Source organism: Kitasatospora sp. NBC_00374 (assembly GCF_041434935.1).
GTDB lineage: Bacteria > Actinomycetota > Actinomycetes > Streptomycetales > Streptomycetaceae > Kitasatospora.
The window spans coordinates 8345635-8364475 of record NZ_CP107964.1 but is presented as its reverse complement, the minus strand read 5'-3'; the positions used below and the strand labels follow the sequence as shown (position 1 = coordinate 8364475).

Annotated in this window: 19 protein-coding genes and 1 pseudogene; 9 read left to right on the top strand and 11 right to left on the bottom strand. The window is 70.0% G+C overall.

What is annotated here, in order from left to right; all coding sequences use genetic code 11:
• Positions 1-272: 272 nt before the first annotated feature.
• From OG871_RS36535 to OG871_RS36520, 4 genes and pseudogenes are all read right to left on the bottom strand, one after another.
• Positions 273-794, bottom strand: a complete 522-nt coding sequence (locus OG871_RS36535) for a hypothetical protein (protein ID WP_371502727.1) — start codon at positions 792-794, stop codon at positions 273-275.
• Between the two features lie 269 nt (positions 795-1063).
• Positions 1064-1357 (bottom strand): annotated as a pseudogene (locus tag OG871_RS36530) (amidase family protein); the annotation flags it as partial.
• Positions 1356-1685, bottom strand: a complete 330-nt coding sequence (locus OG871_RS36525) for a hypothetical protein (protein ID WP_371502726.1) — start codon at positions 1683-1685, stop codon at positions 1356-1358. The pseudogene OG871_RS36530 and the gene OG871_RS36525, both read right to left, overlap by 2 nt.
• 290 nt (positions 1686-1975) lie before the next feature.
• Entirely contained in the window at positions 1976-2893 is a 918-nt protein-coding gene (locus OG871_RS36520; RefSeq protein ID WP_371502724.1) for an anion permease, read from the bottom strand.
• Positions 2894-3067: 174 nt separating this feature from the next.
• Here OG871_RS36520 and OG871_RS36515 point away from each other — a divergent pair, with 174 nt between their 5' ends.
• Entirely contained in the window at positions 3068-4012 is a 945-nt protein-coding gene (locus OG871_RS36515; protein ID WP_371502722.1) for a DUF5996 family protein, read from the top strand.
• Positions 4013-4017: 5 nt separating this feature from the next.
• Here the strand turns inward: OG871_RS36515 and OG871_RS36510 are convergent, their stop codons facing one another.
• Positions 4018-4377: a UBP-type zinc finger domain-containing protein gene (locus tag OG871_RS36510; protein WP_371502720.1), complete on the bottom strand. Its 360-nt coding sequence runs from the start codon at positions 4375-4377 to the stop codon at positions 4018-4020.
• Between the two features lie 278 nt (positions 4378-4655).
• On the opposite strand from OG871_RS36510, the gene OG871_RS36505 reads away from it, so the two are divergent.
• The 3 genes from OG871_RS36505 (at position 4656) to OG871_RS36495 (ending at position 6948) form a co-directional block, all read left to right on the top strand.
• Complete coding sequence (locus OG871_RS36505) at positions 4656-5516, top strand: NAD(+)/NADH kinase (protein WP_371502718.1); 861 nt, start codon at positions 4656-4658, stop codon at positions 5514-5516.
• Between the two features lie 323 nt (positions 5517-5839).
• Positions 5840-6406, top strand: coding sequence for a hypothetical protein (locus OG871_RS36500; RefSeq protein WP_371502717.1), 567 nt, complete (start codon positions 5840-5842; stop codon positions 6404-6406).
• A complete protein-coding gene (locus OG871_RS36495) occupies positions 6406-6948 on the top strand; it encodes a transcriptional regulator (protein WP_371502715.1) in 543 nt (180 codons plus the stop codon). Before OG871_RS36500 ends, OG871_RS36495 begins: the two co-directional genes overlap by 1 nt.
• A gap of 198 nt (positions 6949-7146) precedes the next feature.
• Here the strand turns inward: OG871_RS36495 and OG871_RS36490 are convergent, their stop codons facing one another.
• Entirely contained in the window at positions 7147-8640 is a 1494-nt protein-coding gene (locus OG871_RS36490; RefSeq protein ID WP_371502713.1) for a protein kinase, read from the bottom strand.
• Between OG871_RS36490 and OG871_RS36485 the strand changes: the two genes are divergently transcribed.
• The 4 genes from OG871_RS36485 (at position 8608) to OG871_RS36470 (ending at position 11603) form a co-directional block, all read left to right on the top strand.
• The gene (locus OG871_RS36485; RefSeq protein WP_371502712.1) at positions 8608-9201 is read left to right on the top strand and encodes an isochorismatase family protein; all 594 of its coding nucleotides are present in this window, start codon (positions 8608-8610) and stop codon (positions 9199-9201) included. The genes OG871_RS36490 and OG871_RS36485 overlap by 33 nt on opposite strands.
• Positions 9202-9640: 439 nt before the next feature.
• A complete protein-coding gene (locus OG871_RS36480) occupies positions 9641-10378 on the top strand; it encodes a peptidase inhibitor family I36 protein (protein ID WP_371502710.1) in 738 nt (245 codons plus the stop codon).
• A 116-nt stretch (positions 10379-10494) separates the two neighbouring features.
• Positions 10495-11007, top strand: a complete 513-nt coding sequence (locus tag OG871_RS36475) for an NUDIX hydrolase (protein WP_371502708.1) — start codon at positions 10495-10497, stop codon at positions 11005-11007.
• A 128-nt stretch (positions 11008-11135) separates the two neighbouring features.
• Positions 11136-11603: a transposase family protein gene (locus tag OG871_RS36470; protein WP_371502707.1), complete on the top strand. Its 468-nt coding sequence runs from the start codon at positions 11136-11138 to the stop codon at positions 11601-11603.
• On the opposite strand, the gene OG871_RS36465 is transcribed toward OG871_RS36470, so the two are convergent.
• From OG871_RS36465 to OG871_RS36450, 4 genes are all read right to left on the bottom strand, one after another.
• Positions 11546-13822, bottom strand: coding sequence for a DPP IV N-terminal domain-containing protein (locus OG871_RS36465; RefSeq protein WP_371502706.1), 2277 nt, complete (start codon positions 13820-13822; stop codon positions 11546-11548). The two genes, OG871_RS36470 and OG871_RS36465, sit on opposite strands and share 58 nt — an antisense overlap.
• Positions 13819-14022 carry a hypothetical protein gene (locus tag OG871_RS36460; RefSeq protein WP_371502705.1) on the bottom strand — a complete coding sequence of 68 codons (204 nt, stop codon included), beginning with the start codon at positions 14020-14022 and terminating at the stop codon, positions 13819-13821. Before OG871_RS36460 ends, OG871_RS36465 begins: the two co-directional genes overlap by 4 nt.
• 80 nt (positions 14023-14102) lie before the next feature.
• Entirely contained in the window at positions 14103-15644 is a 1542-nt protein-coding gene (locus tag OG871_RS36455; protein WP_371502704.1) for an FAD-dependent monooxygenase, read from the bottom strand.
• A gap of 472 nt (positions 15645-16116) precedes the next feature.
• Positions 16117-16302, bottom strand: a complete 186-nt coding sequence (locus tag OG871_RS36450; protein ID WP_371502703.1) for a hypothetical protein — start codon at positions 16300-16302, stop codon at positions 16117-16119.
• 646 nt (positions 16303-16948) lie between these two features.
• Between OG871_RS36450 and OG871_RS36445 the strand changes: the two genes are divergently transcribed.
• Positions 16949-17986 carry a helix-turn-helix domain-containing protein gene (locus OG871_RS36445; protein ID WP_371502702.1) on the top strand — a complete coding sequence of 346 codons (1038 nt, stop codon included), beginning with the start codon at positions 16949-16951 and terminating at the stop codon, positions 17984-17986.
• A 114-nt stretch (positions 17987-18100) separates the two neighbouring features.
• Here OG871_RS36445 and OG871_RS36440 read toward each other — a convergent pair whose 3' ends face one another.
• Positions 18101-18547 (bottom strand): RICIN domain-containing protein, encoded by a 447-nt coding sequence (locus OG871_RS36440; RefSeq protein ID WP_371502701.1) that lies wholly within the window; start codon positions 18545-18547, stop codon positions 18101-18103.
• Between the last annotated feature and the right edge of the window lie 294 nt (positions 18548-18841).

Genomic DNA, 18841 nt, shown 5'->3' with positions numbered 1-18841 from the left:
GTGGCCGGATGCCGAGGAGCCGGAACAGCAGAGCTGCACGGGGCCTCATCGCGGCTACCCGAGGCGAGGCCCTGCAGCGGCGGGGCGCGCCGGGGGCAGCGTCGTTTCTCGTGGGCATCGAACATGACGCGCCACCGACGCGGCGCAGGTGTGCGGCACGGCGGGACGTCGATTCCCTTCCACTGCGGGGGACTTCCCATCGGACGGCTCGGACTCATCCCGTACAGGGGCCGAACTCCTTCTCGTGCGGCCGTGTGTGACTGGTGCGGCGGCTACTTGGGGACCGTCATTGCGTCGCGGATGCGGCGGGTGCGGTCGGCGGCGTCGGCCTGGTCGAGGGTGGCCGGGTTGCCTTCGACCCAGGCGGGGAAGCTCACCGAGCCGGCGGTGTAGTGGTCGACCCAGAGGCATACGGACTCGACGAGCAATGACTCGGTCGAGACTCCGCACTTGAGCCGGCCCTGCGGGTCGCGCGGGTCCCGGGCGTCGACGTCGGCCAGCGGCATCGTCCAGGTGCCCCTCGGGGACTGCATCGCGGCAATCGCAGACGTCGCCACCGCGTCGGGGTCGGTGACGGTGCCCCAGGCCCCGCCGATGGTCAGGGTCCCACCGGAGTCGGCGGTGTACTTGGCCACCAGGCTGCCGTCGAAGCTACCGTAACCGGCCGGCTGCGGGCCCGCCGGGTAGTCGGTGCGGACCTTTGCGGGGCTCTCGGCCCGGTAGCCGCCGGGAAGGGACTCCGGAGCGGTCAGCCGCAACGAGCCCGGCGCCGCAACGGCGGAACTGCCAGCCACCGCCGGAGCAGTCTCGGACGTCGGCGAACCGTCTCCGCAGCCCGCCAAAGTCCCCACCAACAGCATCGCGGCCCCGACCACCGACACAGTCCTCACAACGCGCACACCCACCCCAGCTTTCATGATCACATAGTACGGCCCGGGCGCTCGCCCCGGTCCCCGACCGATCGTCGCGGTAGGGATCACGGCCCTGGGTCGGGCCGGCCGTGGTCGAACCGTTCGAACCCTGGCTGTCCGTGGTCTCTGTCAGAGTCGCACGATGGTGGGCGGCCGTTGCTGGCGGCGGGGACACGGATGGAGCCCGCTGCGTCGGTGGCGTGCGCGATCGGGACGATGCCCGCAGCGACGGCGGCTCCCGAGCCGCCGCTGGAGCCGCCGGGGCTACGGGTCGGGTCCCAGGGGTTGCGGGTGGCGCCGTACAGGACGCCTTCCGTGGTGGTGCTGTATGCGAACTCCGGAGTCGCCGTACGTCCGAGCGTCACCAGCCCGGCGCGGCGGAAGCGCGCCATGAGCGATGAGTCGGCCCCGGCGACGTTTCCTGCGGCGATACGGCTGCCCAGTTCACCGGGCGGAACCGATCGGCGTCCCGGCGGGCCGGGGCACTTGGCGGATGGTGTCGGGGCTGTAGAGGTACCAGCCCCACGACAGGGTTTCCGGGCCCCAGCGCACCATCGCCACCCAGCAGGTCGAGCCCTGGTGCAGGCGCCAGCGTTCGATCTGCCCGGGTCGCCACTCGCCGCCGATCCGGATCTCCACCCAGCGCCAGCGCGGCTCCGCGTCCCAACTGCGCCCGGGACCGGACATCAGCTCGCGGGGCGCCCGCTCCGCGTCCCCGGGCTGGGCCGGGGGCCGGACCAGCGAGCCGTAGGTCGGGGCGGGGGTGGTGCCCATACCCCGAGTATCGAACACCTGTTCCCTTTATGCAAGCCTCCCAGACTCGCCACCAGCGACTGTCCGCGCAGGTCAGGACACACGTCCCGCCGGGCATGAGGCGGATTTGGCACCGTTCGAACTGTCCGTCGAGGCCGCCCCGGCCCGGCCCGTGGAGGACTTCCCGGAGATCCAACGGGCCTGATGGAGCCGGCCTTCCGGCTCGACGCCGCCCACGGTCACCCCTGCGGCAGCGACCGGGTGCGGCTGCCACCGACGCCCCGGAGGGTGGGATGGTGAGCGTTGTCGTACTACTCGAACCCGAACTCGTCCGAGCTTCCGCGATGGGTGACACAACGGACTATGTCGAGGGCGTGCGTGCCGTACATGCGGCGCCAACCGATCCGGCCGTGCCCGGGAGACCTGGCGACCTGACGTTCTGCGGCATGGGCACCGGCCGGATGCAGAGGGACCCCTACCGGGCGCCTCGGCCTGGTGCGACGTGGTACCCGCCCAAGTGGCGGAGCAAGGTGTGCTCGGCCTGCAACAGCGTCCTCGCCGCATCCTGAGGCCACCACGGCGCCTGCCGCCGCCCAGTAGGCCGCCGCGCCGACCAGAGCGGAGGCCGGCAGGGTGAACAGCCAGGCCACCGCCATCCGGCGGGCCGTGTTCCAGCGCACCACGGCGCCCTTCTTCCCGACCCCCGCGCCCAGGATCGACCCGATGGCCACGTGGGTGGTGGAGAGGGAGTAGCCGAAGTCGGTGGAGGAGAGGATCACCGCGGCCGAGGCCGACTCGACGGCCATGCCCTGCGGCGACTCGCTCTCCATGAGCCCCTTGCCCAGGGTCCGGATGACCCGCCAGCCGCCGAGGTAGGTGCCCAGTGCGATCGCCACCGCGCAGGAGGTGATCACCCAGGGCGGGGACGTGGCCCGAGGATCGCGGTCAGGCCGCACTCGAAGCGCTCGTCGAAGGAGTCGGGGGTGAGGTGGCCGAGGATCCGGGGGCCCGCGGAACGCCGGACATGTCGCGGGCACCTGATCGACGACCTCGTGGCGGCGGGTCTGGTCGAGCGTCGGCTCGACCCCGGCGATCGGCACCGGCGCAGGGTCGTCGCCACCGCCCAGGGCGTAGCCGCCCTTCAGAATCTGCGGAATCGGGTGCGGGAGGCCGAGGACAGGCTCCTCGGGGCGCTCGACGACAACGAGTGCCAGGTCTTCCGCGGCCATCTCAGGCGCATTGCCTGTGACGTCCGGGACGTCGGCTCGGCACCGAGGCCTGCGACGCGGCCACCGGCCTCTGTGACTGGCTCGCCCTGACGGCCGCTGGGTCCGGCGTCCGCTGCGCGTCCGGGCGACCGTGGTCATCATGGAACTGCGGCGGACGGACAGGAGGGATACGCGATGGAGCTTTTCCCACCGATGCCGCTCGCCGAGTGGCGGGACACGAAGGAGACGCTGCACCGCTTCACGCAGGTGGTGGGCAAGATCCGCCTCGCGGCGAGTGTGCGGCGCAACCACTGGTGGAACGTCCCGTTCCACCTCACCGGGCGCGGGATCACCACGCGGCCCATGGGACAGGTCGACGGCAACCCGATCTTCACCATCGACTTCGACTTCGTCGACCATCGGCTGGTCGTGGCGACGGCGGACGGCAGGACGGGGTCCTTCCCACTCCTCGGCCAGTCCGTAGCCTCGTTCTACCAACAGACCCTGGAGACGCTGGCGGCGTTGGGCGTCCGGGTGGAGATACCGATTCCCCGGCCCTACCGGCTGGCCGACTCCGGTCGGCCGTTCGCCGAGGACTTCGAGCACGCGGCCTACGACCCCGCCTGGGCGAATCGCTACTGGCAGGTGCTCTGCCAGGTCGGGCTGGTGCTGGAGGAGTTCGCGGCGCGCTTCTCGGGCAAGGTCAGCCCCGTCCACCTCTTCTGGCACTCACTCGACATCGCCCACACCCGATTCTCCGGACGCACCGTCGACCAGCCACCACAGGTGGACCCGGTGACCCGCGAGGCGTACTCCCGGGAGCTGATCAGCTTCGGGTTCTGGTTCGGGGACGCCAACCTGGGCGAACCGGCCTTCTACTCCTACACGACTCCCGAGCCGGCGCAGCTGGCCGAGGACCCGCTCACACCGGCATCCGCACAGTGGATCGTGCTCAACGACAGTCACCTGGCTGTACTGCGCTACGACGCGGCCCGCACCGAGGCCGACCCGAGAGCGACCGTACTCGCCTTCTACGAGAGCGCGTACCAGGCCGGAGCCGCCCGTGCCGGCTGGGACGTCGGCCACCTCGCCTGCCCGGGTGGAATCACGGACCCGCGTCTGCCGGCCCCGCCGCTCTGAGCTCGTCAGTGCAGGTGCAGCCGCCAGTCGGCAGGGACCTTGCCACGTGGGCCGGGCGTCGGCTGCGAGGCCGGGTGCGCGGCGGGCGCCGCCAGTTCCGGCCCCTCGTAGTACTGCTCGGTCTCAACGTTCCACAACCACGCCTCACCCGGCTCGAAGCTGGCCAGGAACGGATGCCCCGCCTCTCGGGCATGCCTCGTGCCGTGCTGTGAGGGCGAGGAGTCGCAGCAGCCTACGTGCCCGCACGCGGCGCAGCGCCGCAGGTGGAACCACCACCCCGGCCCGTCCCCCGCCAGGCACTCCACACACCCGTCTCCGCTCGGCTGCGCGGAGGGATCAATCCCCCGGATTGGGCTGTCAGCCATCGGACACGCCTCCCGCTGAAGGCTCGGCCGGGCGCCGGTTCGCCACGTCGACGCCGAAGCCATCGGACTGTCTATCCGAATCCCAACCAGCCGGCTCGCCCGGAGATTCCGTGACGAGCAGCAGCGGGCGGTCCCGTCATACCGGGTCGCGCCGTGCCGACGGGAGGCGATGCGGCCCGACGTGATCACGAGGGCCTTGCGGTGACCTTGAAGGCGGCGACCGGCTGTGCGTGACTGGAGGGAGCAACAGTGGCCTGGCCGACATCGAGGTGCCCCGGATGGGATACATCGGCACGGTGGGACTGGTACTCCACCCGGAGCGCACCTGCGCGCCCACCGTGGAGGCCGTGGTCCGTTGGAGCCGGGCCCGGGGAACGAAGGTCCTGGGGCTGGCGGCGGAGGTGACACGGATCGGCTGCGAGGCCATTCCGGTAGAAGCCGAGGAGATGACCACGAGCGCCGACCTGATGATCAGCCTCGGCGGGGACGGCACCATGCTGCGCGCCATGCGGCTCGCGACCGGGGGCCACGCGCCGGTCCTGGGCGTCAACGTCGGACGCCTGGGTTTCCTCGCGGAGGTCGACATACCGGAACTCCCTGCCGCACTGGATGCCATCGACGCCCACCGTTTCACCGTGGAAGTCCGCTCCGGCGTCCATGCCCGCTTCGGGGCTGCCCAGGTGACGGCACTCAACGACGTCGTGCTCCTGCGCAGCCCGGGACACAAGTCCGCGGCGGTCGCCGTACGGGTCCAGGGCGAGCCCTTCGTGGCCTACACCGCCGACGCGGTCGTCGTCGCCACGCCGACCGGCTCCACCGCGTACAGCTTCTCCGCCGGCGGCCCGATCGTCTCCCCCAACGCGGAGGGGCTGCTGATCACCCCCGTGGCTCCGCATGCCGCGTTCAACCGCTCCGTCTTCCTCTCCAGCGGCGAACGGCTCGACCTGGAGGTCCTGCCTCACAGCGGCGACCTCGCCATCGAGGCCGACGGCCTCCTGGTCGGCCACGTCTCACCGGGCGACAGCGTCGAGGTGACCATGCTGCCCGCCGCCGCACGCGTCGTGCGACTCGGCCACACCACGTTCTACCAGCGGGCCCAGCGCAAACTCCGGCTCACCGGCTCGGCGGAACACGGCTGACTGTTCGGTCCTGTGGGAATGCCCCTGCGACCGCAGAGGGCGTTAAGCCCCTCTCCTCTCGGTTCGTGATCGCTCGTTCGTGGTACTGATCGCCGCACGGGCCGGATGTTCGGCATGTGCATGCCGGAATCTGAGGCATGGAGCGAGAAGGACACCCTTACGGCCCTCCAGGCCACTGCGGCGTCGGGCCCTTCGTCACCAACGCCCCGTCAAGCCGAGTGACGGCCGAAGTCCGGAGCGGGCCAACGCGTCGACCCGCGCACCAGGACCTCCATCAGCAGGTGAACTTGCCAAGTTGGAAAGCTTGAGCCATACTTTCCAACATGGAAAATATGATGGAGTCGCCCACTCCCGAAGGTGCTGCTGCTGCCCTGGCCGAGGCGGAGACCTCGCGGGCACGGTTGGCCGACGGCCTCGGACTGCCGTCCTTCTTCTACAGCTCGATCGGCGCAACAGTGGCCGTCCAGATCGCCGCGGCCGCCGTTGAGGTCGCCTTCGATACAGGCTGGACCCGATTGCTGTCGATCGCCGGAGCCGCAATGTTCGCCCTGACGGCGGGTATCCAGCTGTTCCGGTTCCGGCGGCTCAACGGGGTGCGGATCGGGGGACTCACGAGCCGCGTCGTGCTCGGAACGGGGTGGGCTGCGGCGACCTCGTACGCGCTGGCTCTGGGCGCCGCGTTCTGGGCTGCCCTCGCCGGGCTGTGGTGGCTGGTGGCTGTCTGCGCGTGCACCGGAGGACTGGCCTACACGTTGAGCGGCCGACGTTGGTTGCGCCTCTACAGAGGAGACCCGGCGACTCACGCTCGTGCCGAGTCGGCCGGGTGGCTGGTGGTCATCTCGGCCCTTGCACTGGCCGCGCTGGCGCTGCTGACGCTGGTCGGCCGCTGATGCCTGAGCTGGATGCCAACCTGCACGCACCGGCCCGGCTGAGGCTGATGACCATGCTGACCGCTGTGTCCGAAGCAGAGTTCTCGACCATTCGCGACAGCCTCGATGTCAGCGACTCGGTGCTTTCCAAACACGTGGGCGCCCTGGTGTCGCTCGGCTACGTCAGGAGCCACAAAGGAGTCCACGGCGGTCGCCGAACCACGTGGATCTCGCTGACCGCGCCGGGCCGGGCCGCCCTGAGCGCCCACGTTGCCGCACTGCGAGAGGTCATCGCCGGGGAGCATGCCGATCCGGATCGCCGCACTGATCCTCAAGACGCAGCGCATCCGATGAGCAACCGGCTGTGTGAGCTGCGGTCCGCGCGGCGCTGGACCCAGGCGGACCTGGCCGACCGCCTCGACGTGTCCACACAGACGGTCAACGCCATCGAAACGGGCCGCCTCGAGCCGAGCCTGGCCCTGGCATTCAAGATCGCCGCCGTGTTCGAGGGCCGGATCGAGGACCTGTTCCTCCCCCCCGAAGACACCGGCCCCGAGGCCTGATCGTCCGGGCCGCCCCACAGCTGCTCCGCACCTCCGCCGGCCCGCGGCGTGTACCGCGTCCGCTCCTCATCCGGCACGACCCACTGGAGGTTCGCCAAGAAAACCCAAGGACCCATCCCCGCGCCGAGGTCCCCTTCGACTCGAGGGCCGCCGGGGCCGGGCCCAGCCGGTCGGGTGGTGCGGGTGGCGGGTGGCGGGTCAGAAGCTGATGTACCGCTCGAGCCGCAGAGGGTCCTGGCGGTCTGTCGTGAAGATGTCGGCAGTGAGTGTGAACATTCCCCAGGCCGACGTCTCCAGCGCGAAGTTCGTCGCCCGGTTAGTGATCACGCGATCCGGTTCGGGGAAGGTCGGATGAAGGTGGTAGACGACCTTGGTGACCTGATCGAGGTCGCCGACTGTCCCGTCGAGGAAGACACGGACGCGGTGGTATCGCTCGTTGCCGTTTGCCCGTGCCCCATCGGGGTGCGCCGTGTGGGCCACCCGGATTTCGGTGGTGGCTTCGGAGCCGGTCAGCAGTTGCCGGAGCCGCTCGTGCACCTCGTGTGCGGAGGCGGGGCGCCCCCCGGGGTCGCGGGCCAGGAGTCGCGCGACGAGCGCGGTCAGTTCGGCGGGCGCGTCCGGTCGCAGTGTGTCCAGCCCGGGGGCGTCCTCGGCCTGTTTACGTGCCATGACCGCCCAGGCGTTGTGTCCGGTGAAGGGGGGCCGGCCGGTGAGCATCGTGAACACCACGCTGCCGAGCGCGTAGAGGTCGGAGCGCTCGTCGCCTCTCTCGGTGCGGAACTGCTCCGGGGCGCCGTACTCCACGGTTCCCGCCGGGGCCAGTAGCGAGGAGCGGACCAGGGAGAAGGTCGCCTGGAGGAACCCTGCGATCCCGAAGTCGAGGACCTTCACCCGTCCGTCGGTCGTGACCATGACGTTGCGTGGCGTGATGTCGTAGTGGACGACGCCTGCCCGGTGCGCGGCGGCCAGCGCCGCGCTGATCTCGCCGGCGATCGACAGTGCCCGGGGGAAGGCCATCGGGCCCTCCCGGCTGATGATGTCGATCAGGGTGGAGCCGTTGACCTTCTCCATCGCGAGGAAAAGCACGTCCTCGTGGACACCGCGCTCGTAGAGCGTGATGACGTTCGGGTGGTTGATCTGGGCTGCGGCCACCGCTTCACGCGCAAAGCGTGCCGGCAGGTCTGTCACCACGTCCTCATCGACGAAGAGCAGCTTGAGCGCTACGGTGCGACGCAGGTCCCGGTCGTGACCGGCCCACACCTCACCCATTCCGCCGCGCCCGAGCCGGTTGACCAGCTCGTACCGTCCCGCGATCACGTCACCAGGTTTCACTGCCCCACCCCACTGTCTGACGCCGCCATGCTGGAACACCATACGAGCGAAGGCGCTCTGACGGTTCCGGCTCGGCAGGATTGCCGTCACCCTGCATCCGCCATCCCGTGCTGAACGACCCGGAACAGGATCGCCAATGGCGGCGGTTTCCAGGCGCAGCGGGTCCTCGCCGGACCGGGCGAGGAGGGCCTGGGCGAGGTGGAGGGCGGCTTCGAGAACGGCGGCATTCGGTCGGCGGCCGGGTGAACCGTGCCGGAACGCGATCATCCGGTCACCGACGGGGTACGGATCAGGGACACGAGTTCCCCCGCCGGAAAGGGTTACGCCATGCGCCGCGCGCTGATCGTCGTCGACGTGCAAAAGGACTTCTGCGAGGGCGGCAGCGTCCCGGTCAAGGGCGGAGCCGACCGGGCCCGCGCCATTGCCGACCTCGCCCGTCGCACCGCCGGCAACAAGTACACGCACATCGTCGCCACCCGCGACCACCACATCGACCCCGGCGGCCACTTCTCCGACCAACCGGACTTCCGCAACTCCTTCCCCGTGCACTGCGTCGTCGGCAGCGACGGCAGCGAGTTCCATCCTCACTTCGCCCCCGCCGCCGTGTCCGGGGCCGTCGACGAGGTTTTCTACAAGGGTGCGCGTTCCGCCTCCAAGAGCGGCTTCGAAGGCTCCACCGCAACCGGCACGCCGCTCGCCGAGTGGTTGCGTGCCCGGGACATCACCGGTGTCGACGTCGTCGGCATCGCCACCGACCACTGCGTCAAGGCCACCGCACTCGACGGCGCACGAGCCGGCTTCACCGTCCGCGTCCTGCTCGACTACACCGCGGGCGTCGCCACCGACACCACCACCACAGCCCTCCACGAACTACGCCAGGCCGGCGTTCACCTCACCGGCCGCCCCGTCGTCCTCGACTGAACCGCACCACGGCGACCGAACCGGCACGCAGGCCGCACTTCGGGGCGAAACCCGCCGTCGGCCGGGCCGGTGAGCTTCCGCTCCGGCCGGCGAGTGAGGCTCACCAACTGTGCCCGGCGTGGACGTCACGGCGCTCCGCCGACTCGCCGGGGGCGAACAGGTTGCCGGTGCCTGTCATGGCGTCAGTGTCCCAGCGATCTGCGTCAACTGAGCGGTTGGAACCGGCCAATCGGGGGCGAGGCGACCGTGCGACTCAAACCATTCGACCACGAATGGCAATGGTACAGTCACCCAGAGTATCGACGGTCGTGACCGCGTCTCGGGTCGCCGGACACCGCCCCGGCTGGCGCCCGATACGCCACGGCCCGAAGGACTTCAGCGGATGCAGGGGTCCGGCCGCTCCCGTTCGGGCCCATCAGTCGACAGGAAGGCAGACACGGTGAGCGACGAGAACGCGCAGCTGATCTACGGCCAGGGGGAAGAGGCGTGCCCCGAGGGAACCTTCTGTCTCTACCGCGCCACCAACTTCAACATCGGCCAGAGGCCGGGCGTCGGTGACAAGATCCTCGTCATCCCGGTCGGCACGCACGTCAACGACTTCTCCGTGTACGGCTTCGACCACAGCGGCGACGGCGTGAGCAGCGTCGTCAACCGCACCGATGACGACAACGCGCTCTTCTCGGCCGCCGACCAGCGCGGGCATTCGCTGCCGGTGGACCGTCGGTCCTCGATCGCGAACCTGGCGCGGATCGCCATGGCCGACAGTCCGAACGGCACCTGGAACGACCAGCCGCAGTCGGCGCTGGCGGCCCCCTTCCTGGGGAACCTGATCGTCGAGCAGGCCTTCCTGAGCAAGTGGCAGGACTGGGAGACCCAGAAGTGGATCTACTCCTACCGGATCACAGTGCGTGCCGCGCAGACGCGCGTCGTGAAGTGGGCGCTCGGCTTCGGCGACCTGCCCGAGGGGACCTCTCTGCACAAGGGCTTCACCGACGTCTTCTGGGGCCAGATCCTGCGGGACGGCACCGAGGGCAGCGTCATGCTCGGCTCCCCGGCCGGCGGCGGACACACCATCGACCCCGGCACCGACCTCGCCATCGACATCCAGGTCCTCTACGCGAAGGAAAGCCCCTTCCAGGAACACCTCCGGAGCCTGAACGCCCAGCAACTGGGCTGACCACTTGGTGCGCGATGGCCGGGCCGGGGCTTTCGGGAGCTTGTAGAGGCTCGGTCAGAACGTGAGTCTCGGCAGGGGCGAGAGCACTGACGGGGGGTCGTGCGATCGTGGGTGGCGTGGATGAACCGGTGGAGCGCGTAGATGATCAGGATCAGGTGCTTGCGGTGGTGGACCGCAGTGAGGCCATCCGTCGAGGCTGGCTGCACCGCATCGCGACGACGGTCTGCCGTGATCAGCAGGGGCGGGTGTTGGTCTATCGGCGGCCCGAAAACCTGTCCCGGTTCCCCGGCCACCACGAGGTGATGTTCGGCGGGGCTGTGGACGTAGGCGAGTCCTATGAGCAGGCGGCGGCCAGGGAGTTGGCTGAGGAGCTGGGCATTCATGTGCCGGTGCGCTTCTTGTTCAAGTTCCTGTGCCGGGGGGCGATCAGCCCGTACTGGCTCGGCGTGCATGAGGCCGTGATCACGGGCGAGGTGACGCCTGACCCGGGAGAGGTTGCCTGGCACGGTTGGCTGACGGAGGCGGAGCTGCGGGAGGCCGCGCGGCAGTGGCGCTTCATTCCGGACGGGCAGGAGGCGTTCGATCGCTATCTCACGCGTCGCCACGACCTGCCCCTGATCGGGCCGTGACGCGAGACGGGCCGCATGGGTTAGGCAAGTAGTGACGCAAGCCTGGGCCCGGACGGCCTTGTCCCATCTGCGTTCTGCGGCCTGTCCCGTGCACATCTCGGCGTTTTGATCGAAGAGTTGGCCAACCCGTGGCTCACCCGCTGCGAGTCCGCGCTGCGCGAGCGTCGCGGACTCGCAGCGGCAGCGGCGGACCGGTGCCGGGCCGAAAGCACGACCTGGTCTTCACCGACCGGGTACTGGTCGCTCTGGTCCACCTGCGCACCGGACTCCCGAACGCCGCACTGGCCGAGCCATACGGCACCGCCCGCTCCACGGTCTCCCGCGCCATCGGCGAGGTCGAGCGCGTCCGGCCCCACCCGAACGCGACACAGTCGAACGCTCATACGATCCGGAAGCGCCGAATCCGCCGCTCCCAGCTGAGTGGGGCTCCGGCCCGTGGCTGGAGCCCCACCTCGTCGCCGACCGACCTACGCAGTCCGGCGGCCGTGATCGCTGGTGGGGATCGGGTTTGCCTGGTCCCCCGTCGGTGGTGTCGCGCTCAGGCGAACAGCTCCACGAGCATCTCGGGGCCGATGGCAATGGGGGCAGGACGGTAGGTAGGTGGCTGGGTGCCCATCAGCTCGCGCACCAGGAAGTCCCAGCAGCGTGTGCGGACGTAGGCCAGGAAGTCGATGAACGTGTGCTCGGCCCCAGGCACTATGAGCAGCTCGAAGTCCTTGCCGGCGGCGATGAGCCGGTCGGCCAGCCGCAGCGTGTGGTCCGGGTGGACCTGGTCGTCCATTTCGCCGTGGATCAGCAGGAGCTTGCCCGCCAGCCGGTCCGCGAGGTCCACGTTGGAGGCGTGGGCCCAGGCCTCGGGATTGTCCGCGCCGTCGTAGGCCTCCACGAAGCCCAGGTTGAAGTAGCGGGCGTCGTGCGAGCCGGAGAGGGCGACTGCGGCCTTGTACACCTCGGGGTGGTCCAGCATCGCCCGCACGGTGGCGAACCCGCCTCCGGAGTGGCCGAACGCGCCCACTCGGTCCAGGTCCATCCACGGCCGGGTCCGGGCCAGCTGCCGCAGCGCCGCGACGTGGTCGGCCAGGCAGCCCGCGTCGGCCAGGTGGCCGTAGGAGGCGTCGTGGAAGGACTTGCTCCGCCCTGGGGTGCCTCGCCCGTCCAGCGCCATCACCACGAAGCCCAGCGCCGCGATGGGTTCCGCGTCCATGCCCATGCCGCCGGGGTCGAAGCACGGGGCGACCCGGTTGACCTGCGGGCCCGGGTAGACGTTGTCCACCACCGGGTAGCGCTCGGCCGGGTCGAACCCCCGCGGGCGGTACAGCACCCCGTAGATGTCCGTCACCCCGTCGGCCGCCTTGACGCAGAAACGTTCCGGCGGCGTCCAGCCGGTGGCAGCGAGCTTGCTGATGTCGGCGCGTTCCAACTCGACCAGCACCCGTCCAGCCCAGTCACGGACGCGGGAGACTGGCGGGGTGTCGACTGTGGACGCGGAGTCGATGAAGTACTCGTGGTTGTCCGGCACGGTGACGATGTGGTCCAGTTCGTCGACTATGACCTCGGCGAAACCGGAGCCGTCCAGACCGACCCGGCACACCGTGCGCCGGTACGGGTCCTCGTCGACCAGCCCGGAGGCGGTGAAGTACACCACCCGCTCGGCCTCGTCGACCCGCAGGATCTGCCGCACCGCCCACTGCCCGGAAGTGACCTGCCCGAGCAGCTCGCCGGTGCGCAGGTCATACCGGTACAGGTGGCCCCAGCCGTCCCGCTGCGAGTACCACAGCACCTCGTCGGCTACCACCCGCACGATCGGCGGCTCGTACATCCACTGGTTGGGCTCCACACGGGTGACGCCGGTCTCGCCGAGCACGGTGGTGACCTCGCCGGTGACCGGGTCCAGCCGGTGCAGGGTGAGCGTGTGCAGGTCACGGGGCCGGCTGAGGTAGTACACCGCCGAGCCGTCCTCCGCCCACCACGCCCACTTGATCACGATCGGCGACAACTGCGGCATGAGCAGCGGCTCGGCCTGCGCGCGGACCACCGTGCCTGCGGCGACGTCCAGCACGACCAGTTCGGCCAGCGGCATGTTCTCGTCCCCGGCGTAGGCGTACCGCTGGGTGCGCAGGAGGGGCGCGCCACCGTCGGCGGGCCTGGCCTCCACGAGGTGGGTCTGCCGGACACCGCGCTCATCGGTCCGATGCGCCAGCACCTTCGTCGAGTCGGGTGACCAGGCCACCGCGGGCGGCAGGTGCGGCAGCCCGATCTTGCGCAGCAGGGTGGCGTTGCTCGTGCAGTCCGGGCCGGAGCCGTACCGGTAGTCGGGCTCGCCGTCGGTGGTCAGCGCCCACTCGCGGCCGTCGGACAGCGAGCGCGCCCACAGGTCGTATCCCCGCTGGGACACCGCGACCTTCTTGTCGGGCGACAGCACCTCCAGCGGGTTGCCCGGCGGCGTGAACTCGGCCCGCTCGCAGGCGTAGCTGTCGAGGCGGCAGCGCCAGTACTCGCCGAAAGCGGCGAACTCGACGCCGTCCCCGGCCAGTTCGACGGCCACGAACGGCAGGGCCTCAGGGTCGACCTGCTGCCCGGAGGCGGCGGCCAGCGCGGCGGCGAGCCGGGCATGGTCGAAGGCCGGCTCGCGGGTACCCGCCGCCGGGTCGACGAGCACGAACCACTTGCCGGCTCCCTTGCTCACCGAATACCAGAAGCGGGCCCCTCCGTCGATCCACTGCGGTCTGATCCTGTCGCCGGTGACGAGCTCGCCGGGGCGGGCGGGTCTGCGGAGGAGTTGCTCCGCAGCCTGGTAGTCCTGAGTGGTGCTCATTCGTCGTGTCCTTTCTCGGTGACGGTCTTGGGCATGGTGATGCACGGTGGCGCCGTCACGGTGAGGTCGGCGGGCAGCCGCAGGTCGATCCGGACTACGGGGGCGCCGTCGCCCTCGGTGACAGGCAGCCGCACCGGATCGGGGCCGGGCGCGGTGTCGGCGGCCTGCGCGGCGGGGCAGCGGCCGGTCGGCGAGCGCACGGGCGTCCTCGCCGCCGGCCTCGGCCCCGGTCGTCAGTTCGCAGCGAAGGCTGGACCCGGCCCGTCCTGTCCCCCGCCCTCTAGGACCGGTCCTGCCATGGTCCAGTGCCGAACCAGTGGTAGAGCGCCTCCCGCAACGCGGGCGCGGCAGTGTCGGCGGGTTCGGCACGCGTGGCGGCCCAGGCGACGTGGGCGTCCGGGCGGATCAGGAGGGCGTCGACAGGCGGGTCGTCGGTCTTGGCCGTACGAATGTCCACGCAGTGCTCCCACTCTCGGGCGATCTCGCGGAACTCTGGACGGTCGACCAAATCGAGCAGGACGGGCCGTGCGGCGTGCATGAGTTCCGCGATGCTGGTGGTGCCCTGGTCGGTGTGGAGCGTGAGGTCGGGTACGAATGCGCCGGTCAACGCGTCTCGGTCGGAGCCGGGCATCGGGTAGCGGATGTCGGCGCCGGCCACCAGGGCTCCCATCCGGCGCAGCGCCGACTCGTCGAGGAGAAGTTCCCGGAAGACGTCCCGCAGCGCTTCGGCGGCCGGATCCTGCCCGCGCCGCAGTGCCGCCTGGGCGCGGGTCTGCAGCAGGGTGCGTGCGCCGGCGAAGTGGCGTTCGTCGTGGTAGGTGTCCAGCAGACCGTCCGACGCCCAGCCGTGGATGGCGGCGGCCAGCTTCCAGGCGAGATTGACCGTGTCGAGCAGGCCGGCATTCAGCGCCGCGCCCGTGGCGGGGAAGAGGTGAGCCGCGTCCCCGGCCAGCAGGATCCGTCCAGCGCGGTATCGCTCCGCCTGCCGGGCCTGGAAGACGAAGCGTGACAGCCGAAGCGGCTCGCCCAGCGGCACATCGGCTCCGAGCACCCGGCCGATGCTGTCCTGCAGTTCGGCAAGGGTCATCGGCGTGCCGTCGTCGGATACTTCGGGCTCGTCCTCGACCGTGGAGACGAGCATGACGTCGTCGGTCAGCCATCCGAAGGCGAACACACCGCGGTCCGTTCGCGTGTAACCGGCAGCGATCGCTCCCAGCCCCGGGACCTCCAGGTCGCCGTTGTCGAGCCGGGTCAGCGACTGGTGCATTCTGGCCTGTCCCAGCCGGTTCACATCCGGGTAGGTGGTGCCAGGGAATCCGACGCCGGCGATGTCACGGACCCGGCTGTGCGCGCCGTCGCAGCCGACGATGTAACGGGCGGTCACCTCGTACATCCCGTCCGGACCACGGACCTCCGCGGTCACCGTGTCGTCGTCCTGGCCGAGTCCGATCACCTCGCACCCGCGGCGGATGTCAGCGCCGAGTTCGGTGGCCCGCTCGGTCAGCAGACGCTCCAGTTGCGGCTGGGGCAGTTGCAGCGCGTGCAGCGGGGAATCCGCCAGGCGGGTGAAGTTCAGGTGCAAGCCGCCGAACGGGAAGATCGGGGCCGGGTGGGGGTTGGTGCTGGCTGCTTGGAATCGCTCCAGCAGGCCTCGGTAGTGCAGCAGCTGCAGGATCTGCCCGCCCAGACCGTTGGCCTTCGGCGTGTCCCGGGGCTGCAGCTGACGTTCCAGTACCAGCGGCCGTACTCCGGCCAGGCACAGCTCGGTGGCCAGCATGAGACCGGTCGGACCAGCTCCCACGATGATCACATCGGCGTCCATCACAAGCAATTCCTCACGTAGTTGTTGGTCGCGTCCCAGTTCCTGGCTGTCCGCGACGGTGTCCGGCGACGGCCGACACATGCTCGGCGACCCCGCCGGGCCGACCGCGAGCTCGGTACCGCCTACGACTTGGCCGAGGTCGAGCCCTCCGACGGCGTCGCCGAGCCATCTGACGGCCCGGAGCTCGGCACTGACCGCCTTCGCCGGCGGGGCAGCAGGAGAGTCAGGTTCCTGCCCGGCGGCACCCATTCGGTGAGCTGGACGACCACTCCGGCGAGGCCGACCAGCCGCAGCGTCACGGGCGATGCGCGTGTGCTCGAGCCGCTGCCGGGCCGCCTCCGCGCACTCCTCGGCCTCCCGCAGCACCGTCAGCCATTCGCCGGCCGCCCCGCACTGGCCATCCCCACACCGCCGTCCCTCGAACGCCGCCGGTCGTCGAGTCACTGCACGGAGCACGGCTCACCACCAGCCCTCAGTCGAGCAGGGGCCCGAGGTCGCACACGACGCGGGCGAAGGCGCGAATCATGTCGTTCTCCGACTCGGTCAGCCACGCCAGCGAGTACGCCCGCGGCTCCAGCCGCTTGACCGGCAGGCGGGCGATGTCCGCGCGTGGGGACGTCGGCCTCCCCGTTGCGCAGTCGGGCGAAGGGATCGGCAAAGGCCGACATCCGCAGCCGGAGCTCCCACTGCGGGTGGCGGGCCCGAAAGGTCTCGAAGTACCGGCGCAGCTCCCGGATGTTGGCGGGGAACAGGTTCACCCCCCTGGTGCACCAGACGCAGATCGCCCCGCGGCTGCTCACCCAGCGACGTCAGCCGGACGTTGCGGCTGTCCCGAGCGAACAGCTCCGCGCCGATGGCGCGCTCCTGCTCAGGCCGTCGCCCAAGGTGGGTGGGTCCGTCGGTGGGGCCGACGGCCGCGGGTACAGCTCGCCGGGCTGCTGACGATGTGTGAATGTCGCGCCAGGTTGACCAGCGGACGTATCGTGCGAGTACCCCTCCAGGGCGGTGACCTGCAAGGATCGCTTGCGTACGGCAACGGACCGGGTAGAGCGGCGGGACACTGACGGCCTATGGACGTGCGGATGGGCGATGTGGCCGAGGCCCGCACCCCGGATGGTCGGTAGGCGGAGCCCGCCCCCGGCCTCGAGCTCCTCGGCTTCACACTGGCGCCGCTGGTGGCTGTAGGGAACCTCACAGCTAGTGGATCATGTGATGTTCAATGTCGGTCCTCTCGCCGGCGAAGTCGCACCACCGCCGATCAGGGAAAGGTCTGTTGTCGCACCGTGAGTACAGAGGAGGAGTCCGTGGGATGGTCGAGCATGTCGGCCCGTACCGTGCCGCCGGCGGACCGGTTCGAGTGGTTCCGCGAGGCACTGTCGAGCGACCTGATGCCGATCGCGCTCAGCACGGAGCACACAGCCGACTTCCGTGCCGAGATCACCAACCTGGGGCTCGGACCTGCGCAAGTGTCGACGTTCGCCTTCTCATCGGTACGGGGACGGCGCACCGTGGCCCATGTCCGGCGGGGTGATCCCGAGCAGTACCAGCTGGCGCTGGTGACACGGGGCGCGATCCACACCTCGCAGCTCGGCCACGAGTCGCTGGTCACGCAAGGCCTGGTGCTGACGGACACCTCCCGCCCGATGGACAACACCACGCGGTGCGATGACGGGCAGGCGCACGTGGTCATGCTGCAGATACCCCGCGCCGTGCTGCCGCTGCGCTCGGACCGAGTGGACCGCCTCCTCGCGCAGCGCATCCCCGAGAGCAGGGGAACAGCGGCGGTCCTCGTCGGCTTCCTCCGCACGCTGCTCGAACACGGGCCGCGCTGCGAACCCGAGGAACTGAGCCGCCTGGGACAGGTTGCCGTTGACCTGGCCACCGCGTGCCTGGCCCAGCACCTCGGGGCCCTGGGCGAGGCACCGGCCGAGGCCCGCGCCCAGGTCATGCTGCAACGGATCACCGCTTTCATCGAGCACAACCTCGGCGACCCCGACCTGACACCCCAGACGATCGCTGACCGGCACAACATCTCCCCGCGCACCCTCTACGCACTCTTCTACGACCAACCCGCCAGCGTGGCCGGGTTCATCCGCCGGACCAGGCTCGAACGCTGCCGCGCCGACCTCGGCCGTCGCGAGCTGAGCAACCAGCCCGTCCAGGCGATCGCGGCCCGCTGGGGCTTCTCCAACGCCACCACCTTCGGCCGCGCCTTCCGCGACGCCTACGGCATCACCCCCACCGAACACCGCGCGAACGCCCTCCAACCCACTGCAGGAACTGATGAGAAACCCCACGGCACGCAGGCCACCGCACTCCACCCCGACCTGGACTGGCAGTGAGCGGCGGGAACGACGCTGCCCCGGCAGCTCGGAAGGAGCACCGGCCGCTCGACGGCGGATCGGTCGCCAGTCGGAACGCCGCAGCTGAACGGCTCGGGTCGTGCGCCCGCGGCCTCACCCAGCGAGCCCGGTGCTCAGGCGGTCCTCGCTCAACAGTCGGCCCACCGGGGCCATCCCCGACCGAGGCCGCCGGACTCTCGACCAGCCCCAGTACCAGTACTTCCCGCGTGGATGGTCCGGCGCGCAGGACCAGAGCGTCAGGTACGTGCCATTGCTGGAGCTGCCGCCGTAGTTCGTGATGCACTCTCCGCCGAACTGGGTGAAGATGCGCGGGCCGCCGTCGTCGGACCTGATGAGCGCCAGCGGCGAACCGTACGAGTAATCGCGGGTCCAGAGCGTGAGGACGGTGCCATTCCCGCTGGCGTTGCCCCGGGGTGTCGCACACTTCTCGGGAAAGCTCGACGGCGGTCCCTTGTTCGCCAGGTGAGCTTCGTTGGCTTCCGCCGCAGCCAGGCCGACGTTGACCAAGCCCAAGGCCAGGTCTGCGAACAGGGAACTCATTCCCGTCCGGATTTTCGGCATTCAGTACTCACTTCGTGCTCCCATAGGGGAGCTTCAATCGAGGTGACTCAACGTCACGTCATGGGTGGGTGAGGAGGAATCCGCTTCGCGCAGTCGACAGAACCGACTTCGGCCTTCGGCGGAATACCTCTCAGCCGCACTGTCGTCTCCGACTCCGTTGAATCTAGGCGCAAGCGGTGCGGGCGGGTCTGCAAGGCGTGCATGAGTCCTCAACAGTTTCCGCATCGAGCGGGACACCAAGACCGTGTCCTACGTGGCGGTGGTCTCGTTGTA